Source organism: Pseudomonas sp. PB106 (assembly GCF_009764645.1).
Classification (GTDB): domain Bacteria; phylum Pseudomonadota; class Gammaproteobacteria; order Pseudomonadales; family Pseudomonadaceae; genus Aquipseudomonas.
Map to the genome: position 1 here is coordinate 21,861 of NZ_RWIM01000089.1, position 18,077 is coordinate 39,937.

The following is an 18,077-nucleotide window of genomic DNA, read 5'->3' on the forward strand; positions in this document are numbered from 1 at the left end:
GAGTTACTCCCCTTTGCCGCCAGCGGCTTTGTCAGCTGCCTGAGCGGGGGCCGGGTTCTTTTTGCCTACGTTGGTGGCTTCGGTCGGGTTCACCTCAACACCAGGGCGCACGTATTGCAGCCCTTCGGTGATCAGACGGTCGCCCGCCTTCAAGCCGTCTTCGATCAGCCACTGGCTGCCGACGGTGCGGCTGGCCTTGAGCTGACGCAGTTCGACCTTGTTGTCGGCGCCGACGACCAGTGCGGTCGGGGTACCTTTGAGGTCGCGGGTCACGCCTTGCTGCGGCGCCAGAATGGCGGCGGCGTTGACGCCGGCCTGCAACTGGGCGCGGACGAACATGCCCGGCAGCAGGGTGTGATCCGGGTTCGGGAACACCGCACGCAGAGTCACCGAACCGGTAGTCGGGTCGACCGTGACTTCGGAGAATTCCAGCTTACCGTCGAGCTTGTACTGGCTGCCGTCTTCCAGGGTCAGTTTGACCGCTGCCGAGTTTTCGCCGGACTTCTGCAGACGACCGCTTTCCAGCTCGCGGCGCAATTCCAGCAGTTCAACCGAGGACTGGGTGACGTCGACGTAGATCGGGTCCAGTTGTTGAATGGTCGCCATCGCGTCGGCCTGACCATTGCTGACCAGTGCACCTTCGGTCACCGAAGAACGGCCAATGCGACCGGAAATCGGCGCGTAGACCTTGGTGTAGCGCACGTTGATCTGCGCGGTCTGCAACGACGCTTCCGATTCCATGCGGTTGGACACGGCGGTGTCGTATTCCTGGCGGCTGACAGCCTGCTCATCGACCAGTTGCTTGTAGCGGTCGGAGATCGACTTGGTCGAACGCAGGTTGGCTTCGGCGCTTTTCAGGGTCGCTTCATAGACCGACGGATCGATCTGATACAGCTGCTGGCCGGCTTTGACATCGCCGCCTTCCTTGAACAGACGTTTGAGAATGATGCCGTTGACCTGTGGACGCACTTCAGCGATGCGGAACGCACTGGTGCGACCCGGCAGCTCGGAGGTAAGGGTAAATGCTTGTGGTTGCAGGGTGACGACGCCGACCTGAGGGGGCGGAGCGGCCGGTGCCGCTTCTTCCTTTTTACATCCGCTGAGCAGCGATGCCAGGGCGACGGCAGTGACCAGAGCGGTAACAGCTGGCTTGAATTGCATGAAGATCCTCGGGTCAGGCGCGCAAATAGCGCACAAGAAATGTGTAAGGGTAAAAAATGGGTGCCGGGTGGATAAGTAGCTTGCTAAGGAATATACTTACGTTCATGGTTGTTTGTAAACACCTTGGTGTCGTACCCACCCTGTTACAAAACGCGTCACAAGGTTTGAAATTGTAGGCCGGGGAGCCGATTCACGAGAGATCGCCCCCACTTTATTCAGCGGATATTCAGCCATCCCTGAAACATCCTGTTTGAGGTTTTACTGCCATGGTCCGTCGTACCAAAGAGGAAGCTCAAGAAACCCGCAGCCAGATTCTGGAAGCGGCGGAGAAAGCCTTTTATGAAAGGGGCGTCGCCCGGACGACCCTGGCGGACATAGCGACCCTGGCCGGCGTAACGCGCGGTGCCATCTATTGGCACTTCAGCAACAAGGCTGACCTGTTGCAGGCCATGCTCGATACGCTGCATGAGACCCTGGATGAATTGGCCAAGGCCAGCGAAAGCGAGGACGAACTCGATCCGCTGGGCTGCATGCGCCAATTGCTGATTCATTTGTTTCATCAAGTTGCGCTGGACCCGAAAACCCGGCGCATCAACGAAATTCTGTTTCATAAGTGCGAGTTCACCGATGAAATGTGCGATTTGCGCCAGCAGCGCCGGGTGGCCAGTCTCGATTGCAATGAGCGCATCGGGCTGACCCTGCGTAATGCGGTAAATCGCGGCCAGTTGCCGGAAGATCTCGACACTGCCCGTGCGGCCATCAGCATTCACGCTTACATCGATGGCCTTCTGTATGGATGGCTTCTGGCGCCGGACAGCTTTGAGCTGCATGCCGAGGCTGAGCGTTGGGTCGATACAGGGTTGGATATGCTGCGCCTGAGCCCTAGCCTGCGCAAATGAAACAAAATGCGTAATTGACACAGCTTATGTCAATTGGCCTGCTTTTATATACGTTGGCGGGGGCGGAGTTTATACGTAGCGAGCTACGCATTTTGTAGGGAAATTGTGTCGTCAGTGTGAACAAGTGTTGGCCGCTGGCCCTGAGCGCCGCCCAACAAAAAGCCCCCGACTCTCACGAGTCGGGGGCTTTCGTGTTTCTGCAGTAAGCGTTACAGCGTCGGGTAGTCGATATAGCCGACCGGGCCTTTCGCGTAGAACAGCTCTGGACGTGCATCATTCAATGGTGCATCAGCCTGCAAACGCGCCGGCAGATCCGGGTTGGCAATGAACGGCACACCGAACGCCACGGCATCAGCCTTACCGCTGGCCAGCCATTGGTTGGCGCTGTCTTTGGTGAATTTTTCGTTGGCGATGTACGGGCCGCCGAACGCTTCTTTGAGTTGCGGGCCGAGGCTGTCGGCGCCTTCTTTCTCACGGGAACAGATGAACGCGATGCCGCGTTTGCCCAGTTCACGCGCGACGTAGGTGAAGGTTTCTGCCAGGTTGTCGTCACCCATGTCGTGGGAGTCAGCGCGCGGTGCCAAGTGCACACCAACACGGCCAGCGCCCCAGACTTCGATAGCGGCGTCAGTCACTTCCAGCAGCAGACGCGCACGGTTTTCCAGGGAGCCGCCGTAGTTGTCGGTACGCTGGTTGGTGCTGCTTTGCAGGAACTGGTCGAGCAGGTAACCGTTGGCGCCGTGGATTTCCACGCCGTCGAAACCGGCAGCCTTGGCGTTCTCGGCACCGGTGCGGTAGGCGTCGACAATGTCGGCGATTTCAGCGGTTTCCAGTGCCCGCGGAGTCGGGTAGTCGGCCATCGGGCGAACCAGGCTGACGTGGCCTTTTGGTTGAATGGCGCTCGGTGCAACCGGCGCTTCACCGTTGAGGTACGACGGGTGAGAAACCCGGCCGACGTGCCACAGTTGCAGGAAGATCTTGCCGCCCGCGCCGTGAATGGCTTTGGTGACATTGGCCCAGCCGCGCACCTGATCGTTGGACCAGATGCCCGGGGTGTCCGGGTAACCCACGCCCATTGGCGTCACCGAAGTGGCTTCGCTGAGGATCAGGCCGGCGGAAGCGCGCTGTACGTAATATTCAGCCATCAGCGCGTTTGGCACGCGGCCTTCGTCGGCGCGGCAGCGGGTCAGTGGGGCCATGATGATGCGGTTGGCCAGTTCGACGTCGCCGAGTTTGATTGGATCGAAAATAGTTGCCATGTCTGCAAACCTCGTAAGTGAAAGTTGATCAGTTGGTTGCCGGGGCCAGATCGGCATTGCCGTTCTGACGGAAAGTAATCAGGGTCACCAGCAGCGCGAGCACGGCCAGCGCGGCGGCTGCGAGCGGTACGCTGGTCAGGCCGAAACCGTGGGCGATGACGCTGCCGCCAACCCAGGCGCCAAGGGCGTTGCCGACGTTGAACGCGCCAATGTTCAGGGTCGAGACCAGGTTGGGTGCAGCCTTGCCGAAGGTCACCACGTTGACTTGCAGCGCCGGTACAGCGGCGAAACACGCGGTGGCCCAGAGGAACAGAGTGATTTCAGTCGGGATCAGCGCGACGCTGGTCCAGGTCAGCACGGTGGAGATCACGGCCATGGCGATGAACACGCCGATCAGCGTGGCAGCCATGCCTTTGTCAGCCAGTTTGCCGCCGATGATGTTGCCGACGGTCAGGCCCAGGCCGATCAGCATCAGCGTCCAGGTCACGCCACGCGGCGACACGCCGGTGACTTCGCCGAGCAGCGGCGCGACGTAGGTGAACAGGGTGAAGACGGAAGCAGCGAACAGCGCGGTCATGCTCAGCGACAGCCAGATCCCGGCACCTTTGAGGGCGGCGAGTTCGGCGCGCATGTCGAGTTTTTCTTCGTCACGCTTGGCCGGCAGGAAACGGATCAGGCCGATCAGCGCGATCACACCGATGACGGTCACGGCCCAGAAGGTCGAGCGCCAGCCGTATTGCTGACCCAGTGCGGTGCCCAGCGGCACGCCGAGGACGTTGGCCAGGGTCAGACCGGTGAACATCAAGGCCACCGCCGAAGCACGTTTGTTGGCCGGCACCAGATTGGCGGCAACGACCGAACCGATACCGAAGAAGGCACCGTGACACAGCGCGGTGATCACGCGGGCAAACATCAGCACGTTGTAATCACTGGCGATGGCACACAGCAGGTTGCCGACGATAAAAATGCCCATCAACGCGACCAGTGCTGCTTTACGCGGCAACTTGGCGGTGGCCATTGCCATGAACGGCGCACCGATGGCCACGCCGAGGGCGTAGCCGGTTACCAGCCAGCCGGCACCGGGAATCGACACACCGAGGTCGGCCGCCACGTTGGGCAGCAGACCCATGATGACGAATTCCGTGGTGCCGATGGCGAAGGCGCTCAAGGCGAGGATGAGTAGCGAAAGGGGCATGCGGGTTTCCTTGTCGGCTAACTGACGTTAAGGGTCAGAGCTCTTTACTGAGGGTGCTGAGGAACGCCTGGATCACGTCCTCGTTGCGTTTGAAAAAGTGCCACTGCCCGGCCTTCTGGCTGCTGATCAGTCCGGCGCGTTGCAACGTTGCGAGGTGTGCAGAAACGGTCGACTGCGACAGGCCACAACGCTGATCGATCTGCCCGGCACAGATGCCGTACTCGTGGTTGTGCAACTGTTCCGGAAATTCGCCTTTCGGGTCTTTCAGCCAGTTGAGGATGTCTCGCCGTACTGGGTGCGCCAGGGCTTTTATTATTTCGTCGAGGTCAAGGTTCATGGCGGGGGGCTCGGTTGTGTAAAACGCTATATCGCGATGGAGCGAACTTTAAATCGGTACTTCGCGATATACCAATATGATTTTGCTCTGATGACCGCTTAAATCGGTATATCGGGTTATAACGATACGTGGGGTGTTGATTGCAGAGCGCGGTGCTAAGCTGCGCCCATGAACTATCTCGCGCATTTACACCTCGGTGGCCAACGCCCCGGACAATTACTCGGCAGTCTGTATGGCGACTTCGTTAAAGGTCGGCTGCAAGGGCAGTTTGCGCCGGAGGTGGAAGCGGCGATTCAACTGCATCGACGGATTGATGTGTTCACCGATCGCCATCCGCTGGTAGACATCGCGCTGGGGCGGTTTACCCAGACGCGGCGGCGTTATGCCGGGATCGTCCTCGATGTGTTTTTCGATCACTGTCTGGCGCGGGACTGGCGGTTGTATGCCGATCAGCCGTTGGAGGTGTTTACCGCTGATGTGTATCGGGTGCTGACCCATGAACAGCAGTTGCCCGAGCGGCTGGCGAAGATCGCGCCGCACATGGTTGCCAATGACTGGTTGGGTTCGTATCAGGAATTTGAAGTGCTGGAGCAGGTGTTGCGCGGGATCTCGCGGCGCTTGAGCCGGCCCGAAGAACTGGCGGGGGCGATGCAGGAATTGCGGCGGTTGTATGAGCCGTTGAGTGAAGACTTCGCCTTGTTTTACCCGCAGCTCCAGGACTTCGCCCAGTCCCCACCATCACCGTGAATCCCTGTGGGAGCTGGCTTGCCAGCGATGGCGTCAGCACATCCAGCCAAGATGTCGGCTGGTCTACCGCTATCGCTGGCAAGCCAGCTCCCACAGGGTCTTAGGGTGATTTCAGAGTTTGTATTTCAGGCAGCGATTGCCGGGCGCATTGGCGATTGTCGGGTTTCCGGGATCGATCCAAACAGCGCCTTCTGCACCGCCTGCTGCGCCTCGAACGCCAGCGCCGCACGCTCACGACCCTGACAGGCAATCGGCTTGAGCAGGTGCACTTCGACATCGCCGCAGTCATTGCTGAACAAACGCATCAAGTGCGAGAGCAAATCGTCGTCGCCAATGAACGGCGCCAGCCCATCGATTTCGCCGTCACGCAGATAACGGATCGCCACCGGTTGCAGCATCACCTCGGAATCAATCGCCGCCGCCAGCAAGCGACCATGAAACGTGCGCAGCGAACGGCCATCGGTGGTGGTGCCTTCGGGGAACATCAGCAAGGCGTGGTCGGTTTGCAAGTGACGGGTCATCTGCTTGCGGATCAACTGGCTGTCGCCCGAACCGCGGCGGATGAACAGGCTGCCAGCCTTGGCCGCCAGCCAACCGGCCACCGGCCAGGTGCGCACTTCGGCTTTGGACAAAAACGACAGTGGCGTCAGCATGCCGAGCAGCGGAATGTCGGTCCACGACACATGATTGCTGACCCACAGCATCGGCTGTTTCGGCAGCTCACCGTGCACGCTCACGCGAAAGGGCAGGGCATTGCTCAGACGCGCCATGAAGAAGCGCGACCAACGCTGGCGCCGCTCCATCGAATGCGCCAGACCAATGCGTTCAAACACCCCGAAGACGCTGGCCATGGTCAACCCCAGCGAGACCACCAGCAGCACCCGCGCGATCCGCGCGTACACCCGCAGCCGGCTCATCACACAGCCGCCTTGAAGTGCTTGGCGTAGCGCGGGCAGAGTTCGTCGCGCTTGAGCAGGATGAACACGTCGGCGACCTGGAAATCTTCGTCCCAGCACGGCTCGCCGCAGATCTTCGCGCCCAGACGCATATAGGCCTTGAGCAGCGGCGGCATTTCGGCGATTACGTTCGATGGGATATCCAGCGTCGGCAGCGGATTTTTCGGCTCGGCGCGCAAGTGTTCGGTGCACAGATAGCGTTCGCGCAGACGCTGCATGATCGCGTGCGCCTGAATGCCGCCGTCCTGCATCGGGATGCTCGCGCAACCCATCAAGTAGCTGTAGCCGCCCTGATTCAACACTTCAGCCAACTCGCCCCACAACACCGCGATGGTGCCGCCATTACGGTACGCCGGGTCGACGCAGGTGCGGCCGATTTCCAGAATCGGGCCTTGCAGATGCGCGAGGCCGTGCAGGCTGAATTCTTCTTCGCTGTAGAACTTGCCGAGGCTGCTGGCGGCGGTGTGATCGAGCAAACGCGTGGTCGCCACCAGACGCCCGGTGTTCAAGTCACGTACGCCAATGTGGCTGCAGTGAACATCATAGTCATCCATGTCCAGACCCAGTTCTGCGCCTTTCAGCTTGGCGTTGAACTCGCCGCTGAAGACGTTGAAACGCAAGGCCTGGGCTTGCTGCAAGGCCTCGGTGCCGATCAGGCGTTCGGCTTGCAGGCGGCGTTCATTGCCGGTGTCGCTGATGCGGGCGATCTGAGTCATGTGAATCTCCGTACGGGCCTTTAACCCGTCGTGGGTTGCAGCCGATCGACTTTCTTTATGCAGCCGTGTTGTGCAAAGTCAGGCTATGTAGCCCCGGTGTCATCGCCATGAACGTTCGGTGATGCTTATATGACAGCCCACAAGGAGCCTCTTATGCCCTGGCCAGATCTGCTGCACAGCCGTGAACGATTGCCCGCCGTTGCTGACCTGGCCGAGGGTTTTGCGACGTTGTTGCAGCAGTTGGGCACCGTCACACCGTTCGAATTGGCGGTCGCGGGCGGACGGCGGATGGCGACGCCGGGGCTGGCGTTTCTGGTCGGTTATCAGGCGGCTTTGCGCATGTTGTGGCCGAGTGCGCCGCTGAGCCTCGGCGCTTTGTGTGCGACCGAACAGCGCAGTTTGCGGCCAGCGGACATGCAGACGCGGCTGAGCGATTTGCGCCTGAGCGGACGCAAGGATTTCGTCACCGCCGGCGATGCGGCGGACTGGCTGTTGATCGCCGCGCGCAGTGAAGAACCTGGCGAAACCCCACGCCTGAGTCTGGCGGTGGTGTACCCCGGCGAACCCGGCGTGACCGTGGAAAAACTGCCAGCGTTGCCGTTGATGCCGGACATCAGCCATGGTCGGCTGCAACTGGATGGCGCGTTGTGCGAATTGTTGGCGGGCGATGGTTGGGATGCTTACGTCAAACCGTTTCGCACGCTGGAAGACGTCTATGTGCTGAGCGCGATGACCGCGTGGGTGTACGGCGTCGGTCAGGACAGCGACTGGCCGCAGGCACTGCAATTGCGTTTGCTGGCGCTGTTGGCCGGGTGTGCGGAGGCGAGCCGGCAGGCGCCGAATAATCCGGCGGGGCATGTGTTGTTGGCGGGGTTGTTTGCGCAGTTTGATGCGCTCAAGGTTGAGGTTGATCTGGCGCTGGCTGATTCGGAGTGGGCGCAGATGTGGCAGCGCGATCAGGGGGTGATGCAATTGGCGGCGGGGGCTCGGGCCAAGCGGTTGGCCAAGGCTTTGGCGGCGGGCTGAAGGGCCTCATCGCTGGCAAGCCAGCTCCCACAAGGTTCTTTGGTGGATACAAGTGTTGTGAACACCTGTGAAACCTGTGGGAGCTGGCTTGCCAGCGATGGCGACTTCATGGAAAAGCAAAATCTCAAATTTGTCATGAGTCCCGACTAATCTCAGCAGGTTCTCTCCACGAGCCCTCACCATGTTCAAAGGCTTGCCGCTGTTCCTGCTGCTGATCAGCTTCACCGTCCACGCCGAACAATGGCCGGGCGAAGAATGGCCAACCGGCCCGGCAATTACCAACGTCGAAGCACTGGAGACGTACGCCTTCCCACCCCGCGACGATGCGACCCGCCAAGGCATCCGCACCGATGCGCTGCTGATCATCCGCGACGGTCAGATCCTCTACGAACGCTACGCCGGCCCGACCACGGAACACACTCCGCATCTGACCTGGTCGATCAGCAAAAGCCTGATGGCCACGGTGCTCGGCGTGGCCTACGGCGAAGGCCTGTTCAAACTCGACGATCCCGCCGCGAAGTTCTACCCGCCACTGACCCAACACCCCGCCATTAAAATTGCCGACCTGCTGCACTGGGCCTCTGGTATCGACTGGCAGGAAGACTACGAATACGCCCCGCTGAAATCCTCAGTGGTGGCAATGCTTTACACCCGTGGTCACCGCGACATGGCCGCGTTCACCGCTGACCACGACACCTATGCCGAACCGGGGCAGGCCTTCCGCTATTCCAGCGGTGACAGCAACCTGCTCGCGGCGGCGTTGAAAAGCATCGTCGGTTCGCAACGTTATCCTGATTATCCGTGGACGGCGTTGTTCGAGCCGTTGGGCATCCATCACGCCGTGTGGGAAACCGATGCCAGCGGCACGTTCGTCGCCTCGTCTTACGCTTACCTGACCGCCCGGGATTTGGCGCGCGTCGGTCTGTTGATGGCCCGCGACGGGCGCTGGAATGATCGGCCATTGCTGCCCAAGGATTGGCTCGCGTTCAACCTGAAACCGTTCGCCGGTTACAAGGCGCATCAGGATGAGGCCGTGCCCGGCGGTCAGTGGTGGCTCAATCGTCCGGCGGATGGCGCTGCCTCTGCGTGGCCTGATGCACCGCCGGACACCTTCGCCGCCCTTGGTCACTGGGGCCAGGCGTTGTACGTGATTCCCAGCGAAAAACTGTTGATCGTGCGCTATGCCGATGATCGCGACGGCAGTTATCGCCACAACGAATTGCTCAAGCGCGTGTTGAAGGCGGTGCGGCCATGAAGCGTTTTTTGCTGTTGCTGCTGGTCCTGCTGCTCGGTTGGGTCGTTTACGAGCGCGAGAATCTGTGGGCCTTCCCGGACATCATCAGCGCCTACACCGCCAAGGAATATTGTTCGTGCCGTTACGTGATGAACAACGACGCCAAGTATTGCCGTGGCTATGTGAAGCAGTGGTTGCCGACCAGCCAATTCACCGAAGACAGCGCCAGCAAAACCATCACCGTCAGTGGCATGGGCCGCAGCAACAGCGCGCAATGGCAGAGCGAACGGCAGGGTTGTCACCTGAACCCCTGAAAACCCGCAATCCCGCAATCCCCCTATGAATAGAGGCCCCTGTGGGAGCTGGCGTGCCAGCGATTGCGCCGACACAGGCAATATTTGTGTGACTGATACATCGCCATCGCTGGCAAGCCAGCTCCCACAAGGATCTTTACCCATCGATAGATTTGCGGTGACCGAGTTTGCAATAACGGCGTGGGCGGTTAAGGTTCGTGCAGGTTTATCGACCCCACGAGTGTTCAATGTTCAACCGCTCCCTCTATAAAGCCTTCGCCAGTCTGCTATTGGCCGCCGTCACGCTGCCGGCGCAAGCCAATTGGTATCTGGACGGCGAGTCGTCGCGGCTGTCGTTCGTCAGTACGAAAAACGCCCATATTTCCGAAGTGCAGCGCTTTCTGGTGTTGCACGGCAAGGTCGATCCTAACGGTCGCGCCGAAGTCGAAGTCGAGCTGGACTCGATCAACAGCGGCATCCCGCTGCGCGATGAGCGCATGCGCAAGGAGCTGTTCCAGATCGAGCAATTCCCCGAAGCAACCATCACCACCCAGATCGACCTGCGTCCGATCAACGATCTGGCCCCCGGCGCGCAACTGGAACTGCGCCTGCCGCTGACCGTCAACCTGCACGGCAAGCAGCATGAATACCCGGCCGAGTTGCTGGCGACGCGTCTCGATGACCGGCGCTTTCAAGTGGTGACCCTGGAACCGCTGGTGATCAACGCCGAGGATTTCGATCTCGTGCCGGGGCTGGAAAGTCTGCGCAAACTCGCCGATCTGTCGGCCATCAGTCTGTCGGTGCCGGTGGGTGCGGTGCTGATCTTCACGGCGCGCTGACATGCGCGGCGCGGTGTTCCCGTGGCGCGACGGCAACCGTTTCGAGTTGTTGATCGACGGCCCGCAATTCTTCCCGCGCATGCTTGAGCAAATTGCCGGCGCTCAGGAGCAGATCGAACTCGAGCTGTATCTGGTCGAGGCCGGCGCCTGTGCCGAAACCATCGTCCAGGCGCTGGTGCTGGCGGCCGAGCGCGGCGTGCGCGTGCGCTGCTTGTTCGATGATTACGGCAGTCTGGCGTTTACCCTCAATCTGCGACAGCGCCTGACGCACGCCGGGGTTGAACTGCGTTTCTACAATCGCCTGAACTGGCGGCGCTGGGTCGGTAATTTCTATCGTGATCACCGCAAGTTGCTGTTGGTCGATCAATGTCTGGCGGTGGTCGGCGGCACCGGTGTCACCGATGAGTTCTGGACGCCGGGCGACGATACCAGCGAGTGGCATGAGGTGATGGTCGAGATCCGTGGACCGTTGGTGATCGACTGGCAATTGCTGTTTGATCGACAGTGGATCGCCAACCGCTATCGCCGCGCCTGGCGCCCGGCTGCGCACTTCGGTCTGCCGCGTTTGCCGCGCGTGCCGGACAAGGGCGAGGGCATGGGCCGCGTGGCGTATGCCGATGCCCGCCAGCACCGCGACATTTTGCAGTCGTTGTTCCGTGCGTTGAACAGCGGGCAAAAACGTATCTGGATGGCCACGCCGTACTTCCTGCCGACCTGGAAAATCCGCCGCTCCCTGCGCAAGGCTGCCGCGCGCGGTGTTGATGTGCGTTTGCTGCTGACCGGGCCGCGCACCGATCACCCGTCAGTGCGCTACGCCGGGCATCGCTACTACCCGCGACTGCTCAAGGCCGGGGTGCAGATCTTCGAATACCAGCCGTGCTTTCTGCATTTGAAAATGGTCTTGGTGGACGATTGGGTGAGCATCGGTTCGTGCAACTTCGATCACTGGAACCTGCGCTTTAATCTGGAGGCGAATCTGGAGGCACTGGATCCGTCGTTGACGGCAGCGGTCGAGGCGAGTTTTGTGAAGGACTTCGGACTGAGTCAGTTGGTGAGTCTGGAAGAGTGGCAGCGCCGGCCGTTGTGGCGGCGGGTGAAGCAGAGGATTTGGGGCTGGGTGGATCGGGTGGTGGTCAATATTCTCGATCGTCGCGGCTAGTCGCTCACCGTTGATCGTTCCCACGCTCTGCGTGGGAATGCAGCCCGTGACGCTCCGCGTCACTGGACGCGGAGCGTCCCTTCAGGCATTCCCACGCGGAGCGTGGGAACGATCAGGGAGGGGACTGCGGCGTTCGTTACAACAACTCAAAGCTCTGCTGCGTCACGTCCTGCGAATCCAGGCCGATCTGCACGTTGAACTTGCCAGGCTCGGCCGCGTATTTGAGCTGGGCGTTGTAGAACTTCAGGTCATCCTCGGTGATGGTGAAGTGCACGACTTTCTGTTCGCCGGCCTTGAGCATGATTTTCTGGAAGTTCTTCAGTTCTTTGACCGGACGGATCATCGAGCCGGTGACGTCCTGGATGTACAGCTGCACCACGGTTTCGCCGTCACGCTTGCCGGTGTTTTTCAGCATGACGCTGGCGTCGAGCTTGCCGGTGGCGTTCAGGGTGGTCGACGACAGCGCCATGTCGCTCAGGGTGAACTGGGTGTAGCTCAGGCCATAACCGAACGGGAACAGGGGACCTGTGGTGTCATCGAAATACTGCGAGGTGTAGTTGCCCGGTTTGCCCGGCGTGAACGGCCGACCAATGCTCAGGTGGTTGTAGTAGGTCGGGATCTGGCCCACGGAACGCGGGAAGGTCACCGGCAGTTTGCCCGACGGGTTGTAGTCGCCGAACAGCACGTCAGCGATGGCGTTGCCGCCCTCGGTGCCGCTGAACCAGGTTTCCAGAATCGCGTCAGCTGACTGGTTCTCTTCGAGAATGGTCAGTGGGCGGCCGTTCATCAGCACCAAGACCAGCGGTTTGCCGGTGGCTTTCAACGCGCGGATCAGCTCGCGCTGGGTTTCCGGGATGTTCAAGTCGGTGCGGCTGGACGATTCGTGGGACATGCCACGGGATTCGCCCACGGCGGCGACGATCACGTCAGCGTCCTTGGCGGCTTTCACTGCTTCGTCGATCAATACGTTGGCCGGGCGCGGGTCATCGACCACTTCCGGCGCATCGAAGTTGAGGAAGTTCAGGTAGTCGAGGCTTCTCTTGTCGCTGGTGATGTTGGCGCCGCGGGCGTAGATCAGGTTCGCCTTGTCGCCGATCACCGAGCTCATGCCATCGAACAGGGTCACCGATTGCGCCGGTTTACCGGCTGCTGCCCAACTGCCCATCATGTCGATCGGTGCTTTGGCCAATGGGCCGACCAGCATGACTTTCGCGTCTTTCTTCAGCGGCAGGGTTTCGTTCTGGTTCTTCAGCAACACCAGGCTGCGGCGCGCAACTTCACGGGCCTCGGCGCGGTGCAGACGGCTCTCGGCGTAGGTGTCAGCCGGATCATCTTCAGCCTTGCCGATGCGCAGGTACGGGTCCTTGAACAGACCCATGTCGTACTTGGCCGCGAGCACTTCGCGCACCGCATTGTCGATGTCTTTCTGTTCGATCTCGCCGGCCTTGAGCAGCCCCGGCAGCTCTTTGCCGTACAGAGTGTCGTTCATGCTCATGTCGATACCGGCCTTGATCGCCAGTTTCGCTGCTTCACGACCGTCGCGGGCAACGCCGTGTTTGATTAGTTCGAAGATCGCGCCGTGGTCGCTGACCGCCAGGCCCTTGAAGCCCCAGTCCTTGCGCAGCAGATCGTTCATCAACCAAGTGTTGGCCGTGGCCGGAATACCGTTGATCGAGTTCAACGCGACCATCACACCGCCAGCGCCGGCATCAATCGCGGCGCGGTACGGCGGCAGGTAATCCTGGTACATCTTCACCGGACTCATGTCGACGGTGTTGTAGTCGCGACCACCCTCGACGGCGCCGTACAGGGCGAAGTGCTTGACGCTGGCCATGATGCTGTCGGCCGCACTGGGAGTGGCACCCTGATAGGCGCGGACCATGACGCCGGCGATGCGCGAGGTCAGGTAGGTGTCTTCACCGAAACCTTCGGAGCTGCGGCCCCAGCGCGGGTCGCGGGAGATGTCGACCATCGGCGCGAAGGTGATGTCGAGGCTGTCCGCGGCGGCTTCTTTGGCGGCGACGCGGCCGGATTGGCCGATGGCGTCCATGTCCCAGCTCGACGCCAGCGCCAGCGGGATCGGGAAAATCGTACGGTGACCGTGGATCACGTCGTACGCGAAAAACATCGGAATCTTCAGGCGACTGCGCATCGCCGCGTCCTGCATCGGCCGGTTTTCCGGGCGGGTGATCGAGTTGAACGTGCCGCCGATATTGCCGGCAGCGATCTCTTTGCGGATCAGCTCGCGGGGCATTTCCGGGCCGATGCTGATCAGGCGCAACTGGCCGATCTTTTCATCAAGGGTCATTTGGCTCATCAGATGGGTGATGAACGCGTCCTTGTTTTCCAGGGGTAACGGGGTCGTGGCGGCCAATACTTGATGACTGGCCAGGCTGACGAACAGACCCAGCAAACACAGCTTCTTCATGAATATTTTTCTCAAGGGCACAAACGGCAATGCAATGCCGGCCAGCCAAAATTTAGGGAGCGACTATTGTTGTTCGGGTGCAGGCTCAAAAAGATCGAACCAAACACGACCGCCGAGCATCGACAGCGTGATCGCGCAGGGCACTTTTTAGCCCATTAGCCCGCAGCAATCCAGTGGCGCGGCCGATTATGCCCGAAGAGCCGGCCCCGAATGTTTCGCCGCCGGTTTTTAAATGAAAAGTGCCAGGGAGCATCACTCCGATGAATGTCAGTCCAACCTACCGCTCGCGTTTGCAGGTCGCCACATTGTTGGTATTCGCCACATTGCTGACGGCGTGCGGTATCAACAATATCCCGACCCTCGACGAGCAGGCCAAAGCCGCGTGGGGCCAAGTGCAGAACCAGTATCAGCGCCGCGCCGACCTGATCCCCAATCTGGTGGAGACGGTGAAGGGCTACGCCAAACATGAGGAAGAAACCCTGACAGCGGTGATTGAGGCGCGGGCGAAAGCCACGTCGATCCAGGTCGATGCCAGCACCCTCGACAACCCCGAGAAGCTCAAGCAGTTCCAGCAGGCGCAGGATCAACTGACCGGTGCGTTGAGCCGCTTGATGGTGGTCTCCGAGCGTTATCCGGATCTGAAGGCCAACCAGAACTTCCTCGCCCTGCAATCGCAACTCGAGGGCACGGAAAACCGCATTGCCGTGGCGCGCCGGGATTTCATTCTGGCGGTGCAGAAGTACAACACCGAAATTCGCACCTTTCCCGGCCGTCTCTGGCACAGCGTGATGTACAGCGACCTGCCGATCCGCGAAACCTTCGAAGCCACCACGCCGGATGCCGATAAGGCGCCCCAGGTTAAATTCTGAAAACACCCCTGTGTAGGAGCTGCCGAAGGCTGCGATCTTTTGCCGTTGGTTTGTAAAAAACGAGATCAAAAGATCGCAGCCTGCGGCAGCTCCTACAGGGGACGGTGGGGGTAATAGATGCGTGTGTTGAAGATGGGCCTGGTGTTGGTGTTGTGGGTATTCGCTTTCAGCGCCCGGGCCGAGTTGACGTTCCCGGCGCTGAGCGGGCGAGTGGTGGACGAAGCGCAGATGATCGAGCCGTCGGTGCGCGCGCAACTGAGCCAGCAGCTGCAGGCCCACGAGCAGGCGACCGGCGAGCAATTGGTCGTGGTCACCGTGCCGGATTTGCAGGGCACCACCATTGAGGATTACGGCGTGCAACTCGGGCGCCACTGGGGCATTGGTCAGAAGGACAAGAACAACGGCGCGCTGCTGATCGTCGCCCGTGACGAGCGCAAACTGCGCATCGAAGTGGGTTATGGCCTGGAAGATCGGCTGACCGATGCGCAGAGTTCGGTGATCATCCATCAAGTCATCACGCCCGCGTTCAAGACCGGCAACTTCAGCAAAGGCATCAGCGACGGCGTTGCCGCGATGCTGGTGGTGCTGGGCGGCAATCCGCTGGATGAGCCGTCGAAGGTGTATGAATCGAGCGGTGATCCGTCCGATGATTTCATCTCGCGGCATCCGGGATTGTTCGTGTTTTTGGTGATGTTGTTCATCTTGACGGTGTTTGTCTGCCAGATGCTCGGTATCCTGCCCGCCGGCCGTGGCGGCTCCGGTGGCGGTGGCGGCTTCGGCGGTGGCGGCGGGTTTGGTGGCGGCGGTGGTGGAGGCGGGGGCTTCAGCGGCGGCGGGGGCAGTTTCGGCGGCGGTGGTTCATCCGGCGGCTGGTGACCTTAAAAGAATAATGAGCAGGCACTTTTCAACATGGCATTACTGACTGAACACGAACAACGCAAAGTCGCCGAGGCGATTGCCCGGGTCGAGCGCGACACCGACGCCGAGCTGGTCACGGTGCTGGCCGCCCGCGCCGACGACTACGCGTACATCCCGCTGCTCTGGGCCAGCCTGTTGGCGCTGGTGGTGCCGGGCGTCGTCCACTACCTGACCGGCTGGCTGACCCTGCACAGTCTGCTGCTGGTGCAGTGGGGCGCGTTTATCGTGCTGTGCCTGCTGTTTCGTCTGCCGAAAATCACCACCCATCTGGTTCCGCGCCGCGTGCGCCACTGGCGGGCGTCGAACCTGGCGCGGCGCCAGTTTCTCGAGCAGAACCTGCACCACACCGTGGGCAGTACGGGGATGCTGATTTTTGTCTGCGAGGCTGAGCGCTACGTGGAAATTCTGGTGGATGAAGGGATTTCCAAGCGGCTGGATAACAAGAGTTGGGACGCGATTGTCGCGGCGTTCACCGAGCAGGTGAGGCAGGGGCGCACGCTGGAAGGATTTGTCTCGTGCATCGAGGCGTGTGGCGAGTTGCTGAAAGTGCATGTGCCAGTGACGCAGGTGCGCAATGAATTGCCGAACCGGTTGGTGGTGTTGGGATAGATCAAAAGATCGTCCGAACGCGGCCCGAGCCTTCGGACGATCTTTTGATTTTTGCCGTTCGGTAAATAAGAGCGTGTCCCCAACCCGCATCCCCCCTAAAATACCCGCCACTCCCGATTTCGCCCGTCCGAGGCCGCTTTTCCATGTCCGTTACTGCTCCTGCCACCCAGCCCGCGCCCGATCACCACGCCCAGTTCATCGAGCTGCTGCAAACCAGCCTTGAGCAGAACGGCTTTATCAAACTGGTGCTGGCCAAATACGTCGGCGAAGAGGCGGATCTGCAGCGGGTCATCATCAAAGCGGTGACGGTCAAGGCGCAGCCGAATCTGTCCTTCGTCTATCGCTACAAAACTCGCGATATCACCAAGAATCTGCCGTTGAGCGAAGCCGTGGCGACGATTGCCGCGCTGCTGCCGGCTTCGTTCAAAAATGCGCATTTGCTCGCTGTAACCGACGAAGCTCAGCTGGAATACAGCAAAAAGGGCAAGAGTTCGCTGTTCAAGAGCAAACCTCAGCAATTGCGCGAAGCACCTTCTGCCGAACACAACCGGGAGAAAAACCGCTTTCTTGAGCTGAGTCGACCATTCCTCAAGGACCTCGGCGTGACCAACGCGCAGCACGAGCTGATTCCGGCGATGTCACGCAAGTGGAAGCAGATCAACAAATTCATCGAAGTGTTCAGCCATGCCCTGACCTCGTCACCGCTGGCGCTGGACAAACCGGTGCGCGTGGCGGATTTCGGCTCGGGGAAGGGTTATCTAACCTTTGCGATTCACGATTACCTGCGCAACACCTTGAACGCCGAAGGCGAAGTCACCGGCGTCGAGTTGCGCGAAGAGATGGTCAACCTGTGCAACGCCGCAGCGGCGAAGCTCGATCATCCGGGGCTGGTGTTCAAGTGCGGTGACGTGCGCAGCGTGGCGCCGAGCGAGCTGGACGTGATGATCGCTCTGCATGCCTGCGATATCGCCACCGACTATGCGATCCACACCGGGATTCGTTCCGGTGCGTCGATCATCATGTGCTCGCCGTGCTGCCACAAACAGATCCGCCTGCAGATCCAGAGCCCGGCGCTGCTCAAACCGATGCTGCAATACGGTTTGCACCTCGGCCAGCAGGCAGAAATGGTCACCGACAGTTTGCGTGCACTGTTCCTGGAAGCCTGCGGTTACGAGACCAAGGTGTTCGAGTTCATCTCGCTGGATCACACCAACAAGAACAAGATGATTCTTGCGGTTAAACGCGCCGAGCCGGTGGATCCGGCGCAGTTGTTGGTGAAGATTCAGGAGTTGAAGGATTTCTACAACATCAGCGAGCACTGCCTGGAAACGCTATTGCGCGCCGACGGCTTCCTGGCCTGATCCAATCCCTGTAGGAGCTGCGGCACGCTGCGATCTTTTGATCTTGAAAAACAAAGTCAAAAGATCGCAGC

At 60.4% G+C, this 18,077-nt stretch carries 18 protein-coding genes; 11 read left to right on the plus strand and 7 right to left on the minus strand.

Features of this window, described 5'->3' with window-relative positions; all coding sequences use genetic code 11:
- Positions 1 to 3 precede the first annotated feature (3 nt).
- Positions 4 to 1,161: an efflux RND transporter periplasmic adaptor subunit EmhA gene (emhA, locus tag EJA71_RS12020; RefSeq protein ID WP_158957061.1), complete on the minus strand. Its 1,158-nt coding sequence runs from the start codon at positions 1,159 to 1,161 to the stop codon at positions 4 to 6.
- Between the two features lie 266 nt (positions 1,162 to 1,427).
- On the opposite strand from emhA, the gene emhR reads away from it, so the two are divergent.
- A complete protein-coding gene (emhR, locus tag EJA71_RS12025; RefSeq protein WP_158957063.1) occupies positions 1,428 to 2,060 on the plus strand; it encodes an efflux system transcriptional repressor EmhR in 633 nt (210 codons plus the stop codon).
- A 209-nt stretch (positions 2,061 to 2,269) separates the two neighbouring features.
- Here the strand turns inward: emhR and EJA71_RS12030 are convergent, their stop codons facing one another.
- Genes EJA71_RS12030 through EJA71_RS12040 form a run of 3 tightly spaced genes read right to left on the minus strand, consistent with a single transcriptional unit; the run spans position 2,270 to position 4,851 of the window.
- On the minus strand, positions 2,270 to 3,319 hold the full coding sequence (locus tag EJA71_RS12030) for an alkene reductase (RefSeq protein WP_158957065.1): 1,050 nt from the start codon (positions 3,317 to 3,319) through the stop codon (positions 2,270 to 2,272).
- Positions 3,320 to 3,347: 28 nt separating this feature from the next.
- Positions 3,348 to 4,514: an MFS transporter gene (locus EJA71_RS12035; RefSeq protein ID WP_158957067.1), complete on the minus strand. Its 1,167-nt coding sequence runs from the start codon at positions 4,512 to 4,514 to the stop codon at positions 3,348 to 3,350.
- Positions 4,515 to 4,548: 34 nt separating this feature from the next.
- A complete protein-coding gene (locus EJA71_RS12040; protein ID WP_016771327.1) occupies positions 4,549 to 4,851 on the minus strand; it encodes a helix-turn-helix transcriptional regulator in 303 nt (100 codons plus the stop codon).
- A 168-nt stretch (positions 4,852 to 5,019) separates the two neighbouring features.
- On the opposite strand from EJA71_RS12040, the gene EJA71_RS12045 reads away from it, so the two are divergent.
- On the plus strand, positions 5,020 to 5,598 hold the full coding sequence (locus EJA71_RS12045) for an ACP phosphodiesterase (protein ID WP_158957069.1): 579 nt from the start codon (positions 5,020 to 5,022) through the stop codon (positions 5,596 to 5,598).
- Positions 5,599 to 5,723: 125 nt separating this feature from the next.
- On the opposite strand, the gene EJA71_RS12050 is transcribed toward EJA71_RS12045, so the two are convergent.
- Positions 5,724 to 6,515 (minus strand): 1-acyl-sn-glycerol-3-phosphate acyltransferase, encoded by a 792-nt coding sequence (locus EJA71_RS12050; protein ID WP_158957071.1) that lies wholly within the window; start codon positions 6,513 to 6,515, stop codon positions 5,724 to 5,726.
- On the minus strand, positions 6,515 to 7,270 hold the full coding sequence (olsB, locus tag EJA71_RS12055; protein ID WP_126360892.1) for an L-ornithine N(alpha)-acyltransferase: 756 nt from the start codon (positions 7,268 to 7,270) through the stop codon (positions 6,515 to 6,517). Before olsB ends, EJA71_RS12050 begins: the two co-directional genes overlap by 1 nt.
- Before the next feature lie 153 nt (positions 7,271 to 7,423).
- Between olsB and EJA71_RS12060 the strand changes: the two genes are divergently transcribed.
- The 5 genes from EJA71_RS12060 to EJA71_RS12080 all read left to right on the plus strand — a co-directional run bounded on the left by EJA71_RS12060 (position 7,424) and on the right by EJA71_RS12080 (position 11,821).
- Complete coding sequence (locus EJA71_RS12060) at positions 7,424 to 8,296, plus strand: acyl-CoA dehydrogenase family protein (protein WP_158957073.1); 873 nt, start codon at positions 7,424 to 7,426, stop codon at positions 8,294 to 8,296.
- A gap of 181 nt (positions 8,297 to 8,477) precedes the next feature.
- Complete coding sequence (locus EJA71_RS12065; protein ID WP_158957075.1) at positions 8,478 to 9,551, plus strand: serine hydrolase; 1,074 nt, start codon at positions 8,478 to 8,480, stop codon at positions 9,549 to 9,551.
- Complete coding sequence (locus tag EJA71_RS12070) at positions 9,548 to 9,844, plus strand: amidase (protein ID WP_158957077.1); 297 nt, start codon at positions 9,548 to 9,550, stop codon at positions 9,842 to 9,844. The genes EJA71_RS12065 and EJA71_RS12070 overlap by 4 nt, the downstream gene beginning before the upstream one ends.
- 227 nt (positions 9,845 to 10,071) lie before the next feature.
- Positions 10,072 to 10,662, plus strand: coding sequence for a YceI family protein (locus EJA71_RS12075; RefSeq protein ID WP_158957079.1), 591 nt, complete (start codon positions 10,072 to 10,074; stop codon positions 10,660 to 10,662).
- Between the two features lies 1 nt (position 10,663).
- Positions 10,664 to 11,821: a phosphatidylserine/phosphatidylglycerophosphate/cardiolipin synthase family protein gene (locus tag EJA71_RS12080; protein ID WP_158957081.1), complete on the plus strand. Its 1,158-nt coding sequence runs from the start codon at positions 10,664 to 10,666 to the stop codon at positions 11,819 to 11,821.
- A 136-nt stretch (positions 11,822 to 11,957) separates the two neighbouring features.
- Here EJA71_RS12080 and bglX read toward each other — a convergent pair whose 3' ends face one another.
- Positions 11,958 to 14,249, minus strand: coding sequence for a beta-glucosidase BglX (gene bglX / locus EJA71_RS12085; RefSeq protein WP_158957083.1), 2,292 nt, complete (start codon positions 14,247 to 14,249; stop codon positions 11,958 to 11,960).
- A gap of 260 nt (positions 14,250 to 14,509) precedes the next feature.
- On the opposite strand from bglX, the gene EJA71_RS12090 reads away from it, so the two are divergent.
- The 4 genes from EJA71_RS12090 (at position 14,510) to EJA71_RS12105 (ending at position 18,006) form a co-directional block, all read left to right on the plus strand.
- Complete coding sequence (locus EJA71_RS12090) at positions 14,510 to 15,118, plus strand: LemA family protein (protein ID WP_158957085.1); 609 nt, start codon at positions 14,510 to 14,512, stop codon at positions 15,116 to 15,118.
- 117 nt (positions 15,119 to 15,235) lie between these two features.
- On the plus strand, positions 15,236 to 15,994 hold the full coding sequence (locus EJA71_RS27680) for a YgcG family protein (protein ID WP_158957087.1): 759 nt from the start codon (positions 15,236 to 15,238) through the stop codon (positions 15,992 to 15,994).
- Between the two features lie 33 nt (positions 15,995 to 16,027).
- Positions 16,028 to 16,645, plus strand: coding sequence for a TPM domain-containing protein (locus EJA71_RS12100; RefSeq protein ID WP_158957089.1), 618 nt, complete (start codon positions 16,028 to 16,030; stop codon positions 16,643 to 16,645).
- Between the two features lie 143 nt (positions 16,646 to 16,788).
- Positions 16,789 to 18,006, plus strand: a complete 1,218-nt coding sequence (locus EJA71_RS12105; protein ID WP_158957091.1) for an SAM-dependent methyltransferase — start codon at positions 16,789 to 16,791, stop codon at positions 18,004 to 18,006.
- The last annotated feature ends 71 nt before the right edge of the window (positions 18,007 to 18,077 follow it).

Bases quoted from the DNA above. Each gene is read 5' to 3' on its own strand.
- emhA (WP_158957061.1), bottom strand. From the start codon at position 1,161: ATGCAATTCAAGCCAGCTGTTACCGCTCTGGTCACTGCCGTCGCCCTG.
- emhR (WP_158957063.1), top strand. From the start codon at position 1,428: ATGGTCCGTCGTACCAAAGAGGAAGCTCAAGAAACCCGCAGCCAGATT.
- EJA71_RS12030 (WP_158957065.1), bottom strand. From the start codon at position 3,319: ATGGCAACTATTTTCGATCCAATCAAACTCGGCGACGTCGAACTGGCC.
- EJA71_RS12035 (WP_158957067.1), bottom strand. From the start codon at position 4,514: ATGCCCCTTTCGCTACTCATCCTCGCCTTGAGCGCCTTCGCCATCGGC.
- EJA71_RS12040 (WP_016771327.1), bottom strand. From the start codon at position 4,851: ATGAACCTTGACCTCGACGAAATAATAAAAGCCCTGGCGCACCCAGTA.
- EJA71_RS12045 (WP_158957069.1), top strand. From the start codon at position 5,020: ATGAACTATCTCGCGCATTTACACCTCGGTGGCCAACGCCCCGGACAA.
- EJA71_RS12050 (WP_158957071.1), bottom strand. From the start codon at position 6,515: ATGAGCCGGCTGCGGGTGTACGCGCGGATCGCGCGGGTGCTGCTGGTG.
- olsB (WP_126360892.1), bottom strand. From the start codon at position 7,270: ATGACTCAGATCGCCCGCATCAGCGACACCGGCAATGAACGCCGCCTG.
- EJA71_RS12060 (WP_158957073.1), top strand. From the start codon at position 7,424: ATGCCCTGGCCAGATCTGCTGCACAGCCGTGAACGATTGCCCGCCGTT.
- EJA71_RS12065 (WP_158957075.1), top strand. From the start codon at position 8,478: ATGTTCAAAGGCTTGCCGCTGTTCCTGCTGCTGATCAGCTTCACCGTC.
- EJA71_RS12070 (WP_158957077.1), top strand. From the start codon at position 9,548: ATGAAGCGTTTTTTGCTGTTGCTGCTGGTCCTGCTGCTCGGTTGGGTC.
- EJA71_RS12075 (WP_158957079.1), top strand. From the start codon at position 10,072: ATGTTCAACCGCTCCCTCTATAAAGCCTTCGCCAGTCTGCTATTGGCC.
- EJA71_RS12080 (WP_158957081.1), top strand. From the start codon at position 10,664: ATGCGCGGCGCGGTGTTCCCGTGGCGCGACGGCAACCGTTTCGAGTTG.
- bglX (WP_158957083.1), bottom strand. From the start codon at position 14,249: ATGAAGAAGCTGTGTTTGCTGGGTCTGTTCGTCAGCCTGGCCAGTCAT.
- EJA71_RS12090 (WP_158957085.1), top strand. From the start codon at position 14,510: ATGAATGTCAGTCCAACCTACCGCTCGCGTTTGCAGGTCGCCACATTG.
- EJA71_RS27680 (WP_158957087.1), top strand. From the start codon at position 15,236: ATGCGTGTGTTGAAGATGGGCCTGGTGTTGGTGTTGTGGGTATTCGCT.
- EJA71_RS12100 (WP_158957089.1), top strand. From the start codon at position 16,028: ATGGCATTACTGACTGAACACGAACAACGCAAAGTCGCCGAGGCGATT.
- EJA71_RS12105 (WP_158957091.1), top strand. From the start codon at position 16,789: ATGTCCGTTACTGCTCCTGCCACCCAGCCCGCGCCCGATCACCACGCC.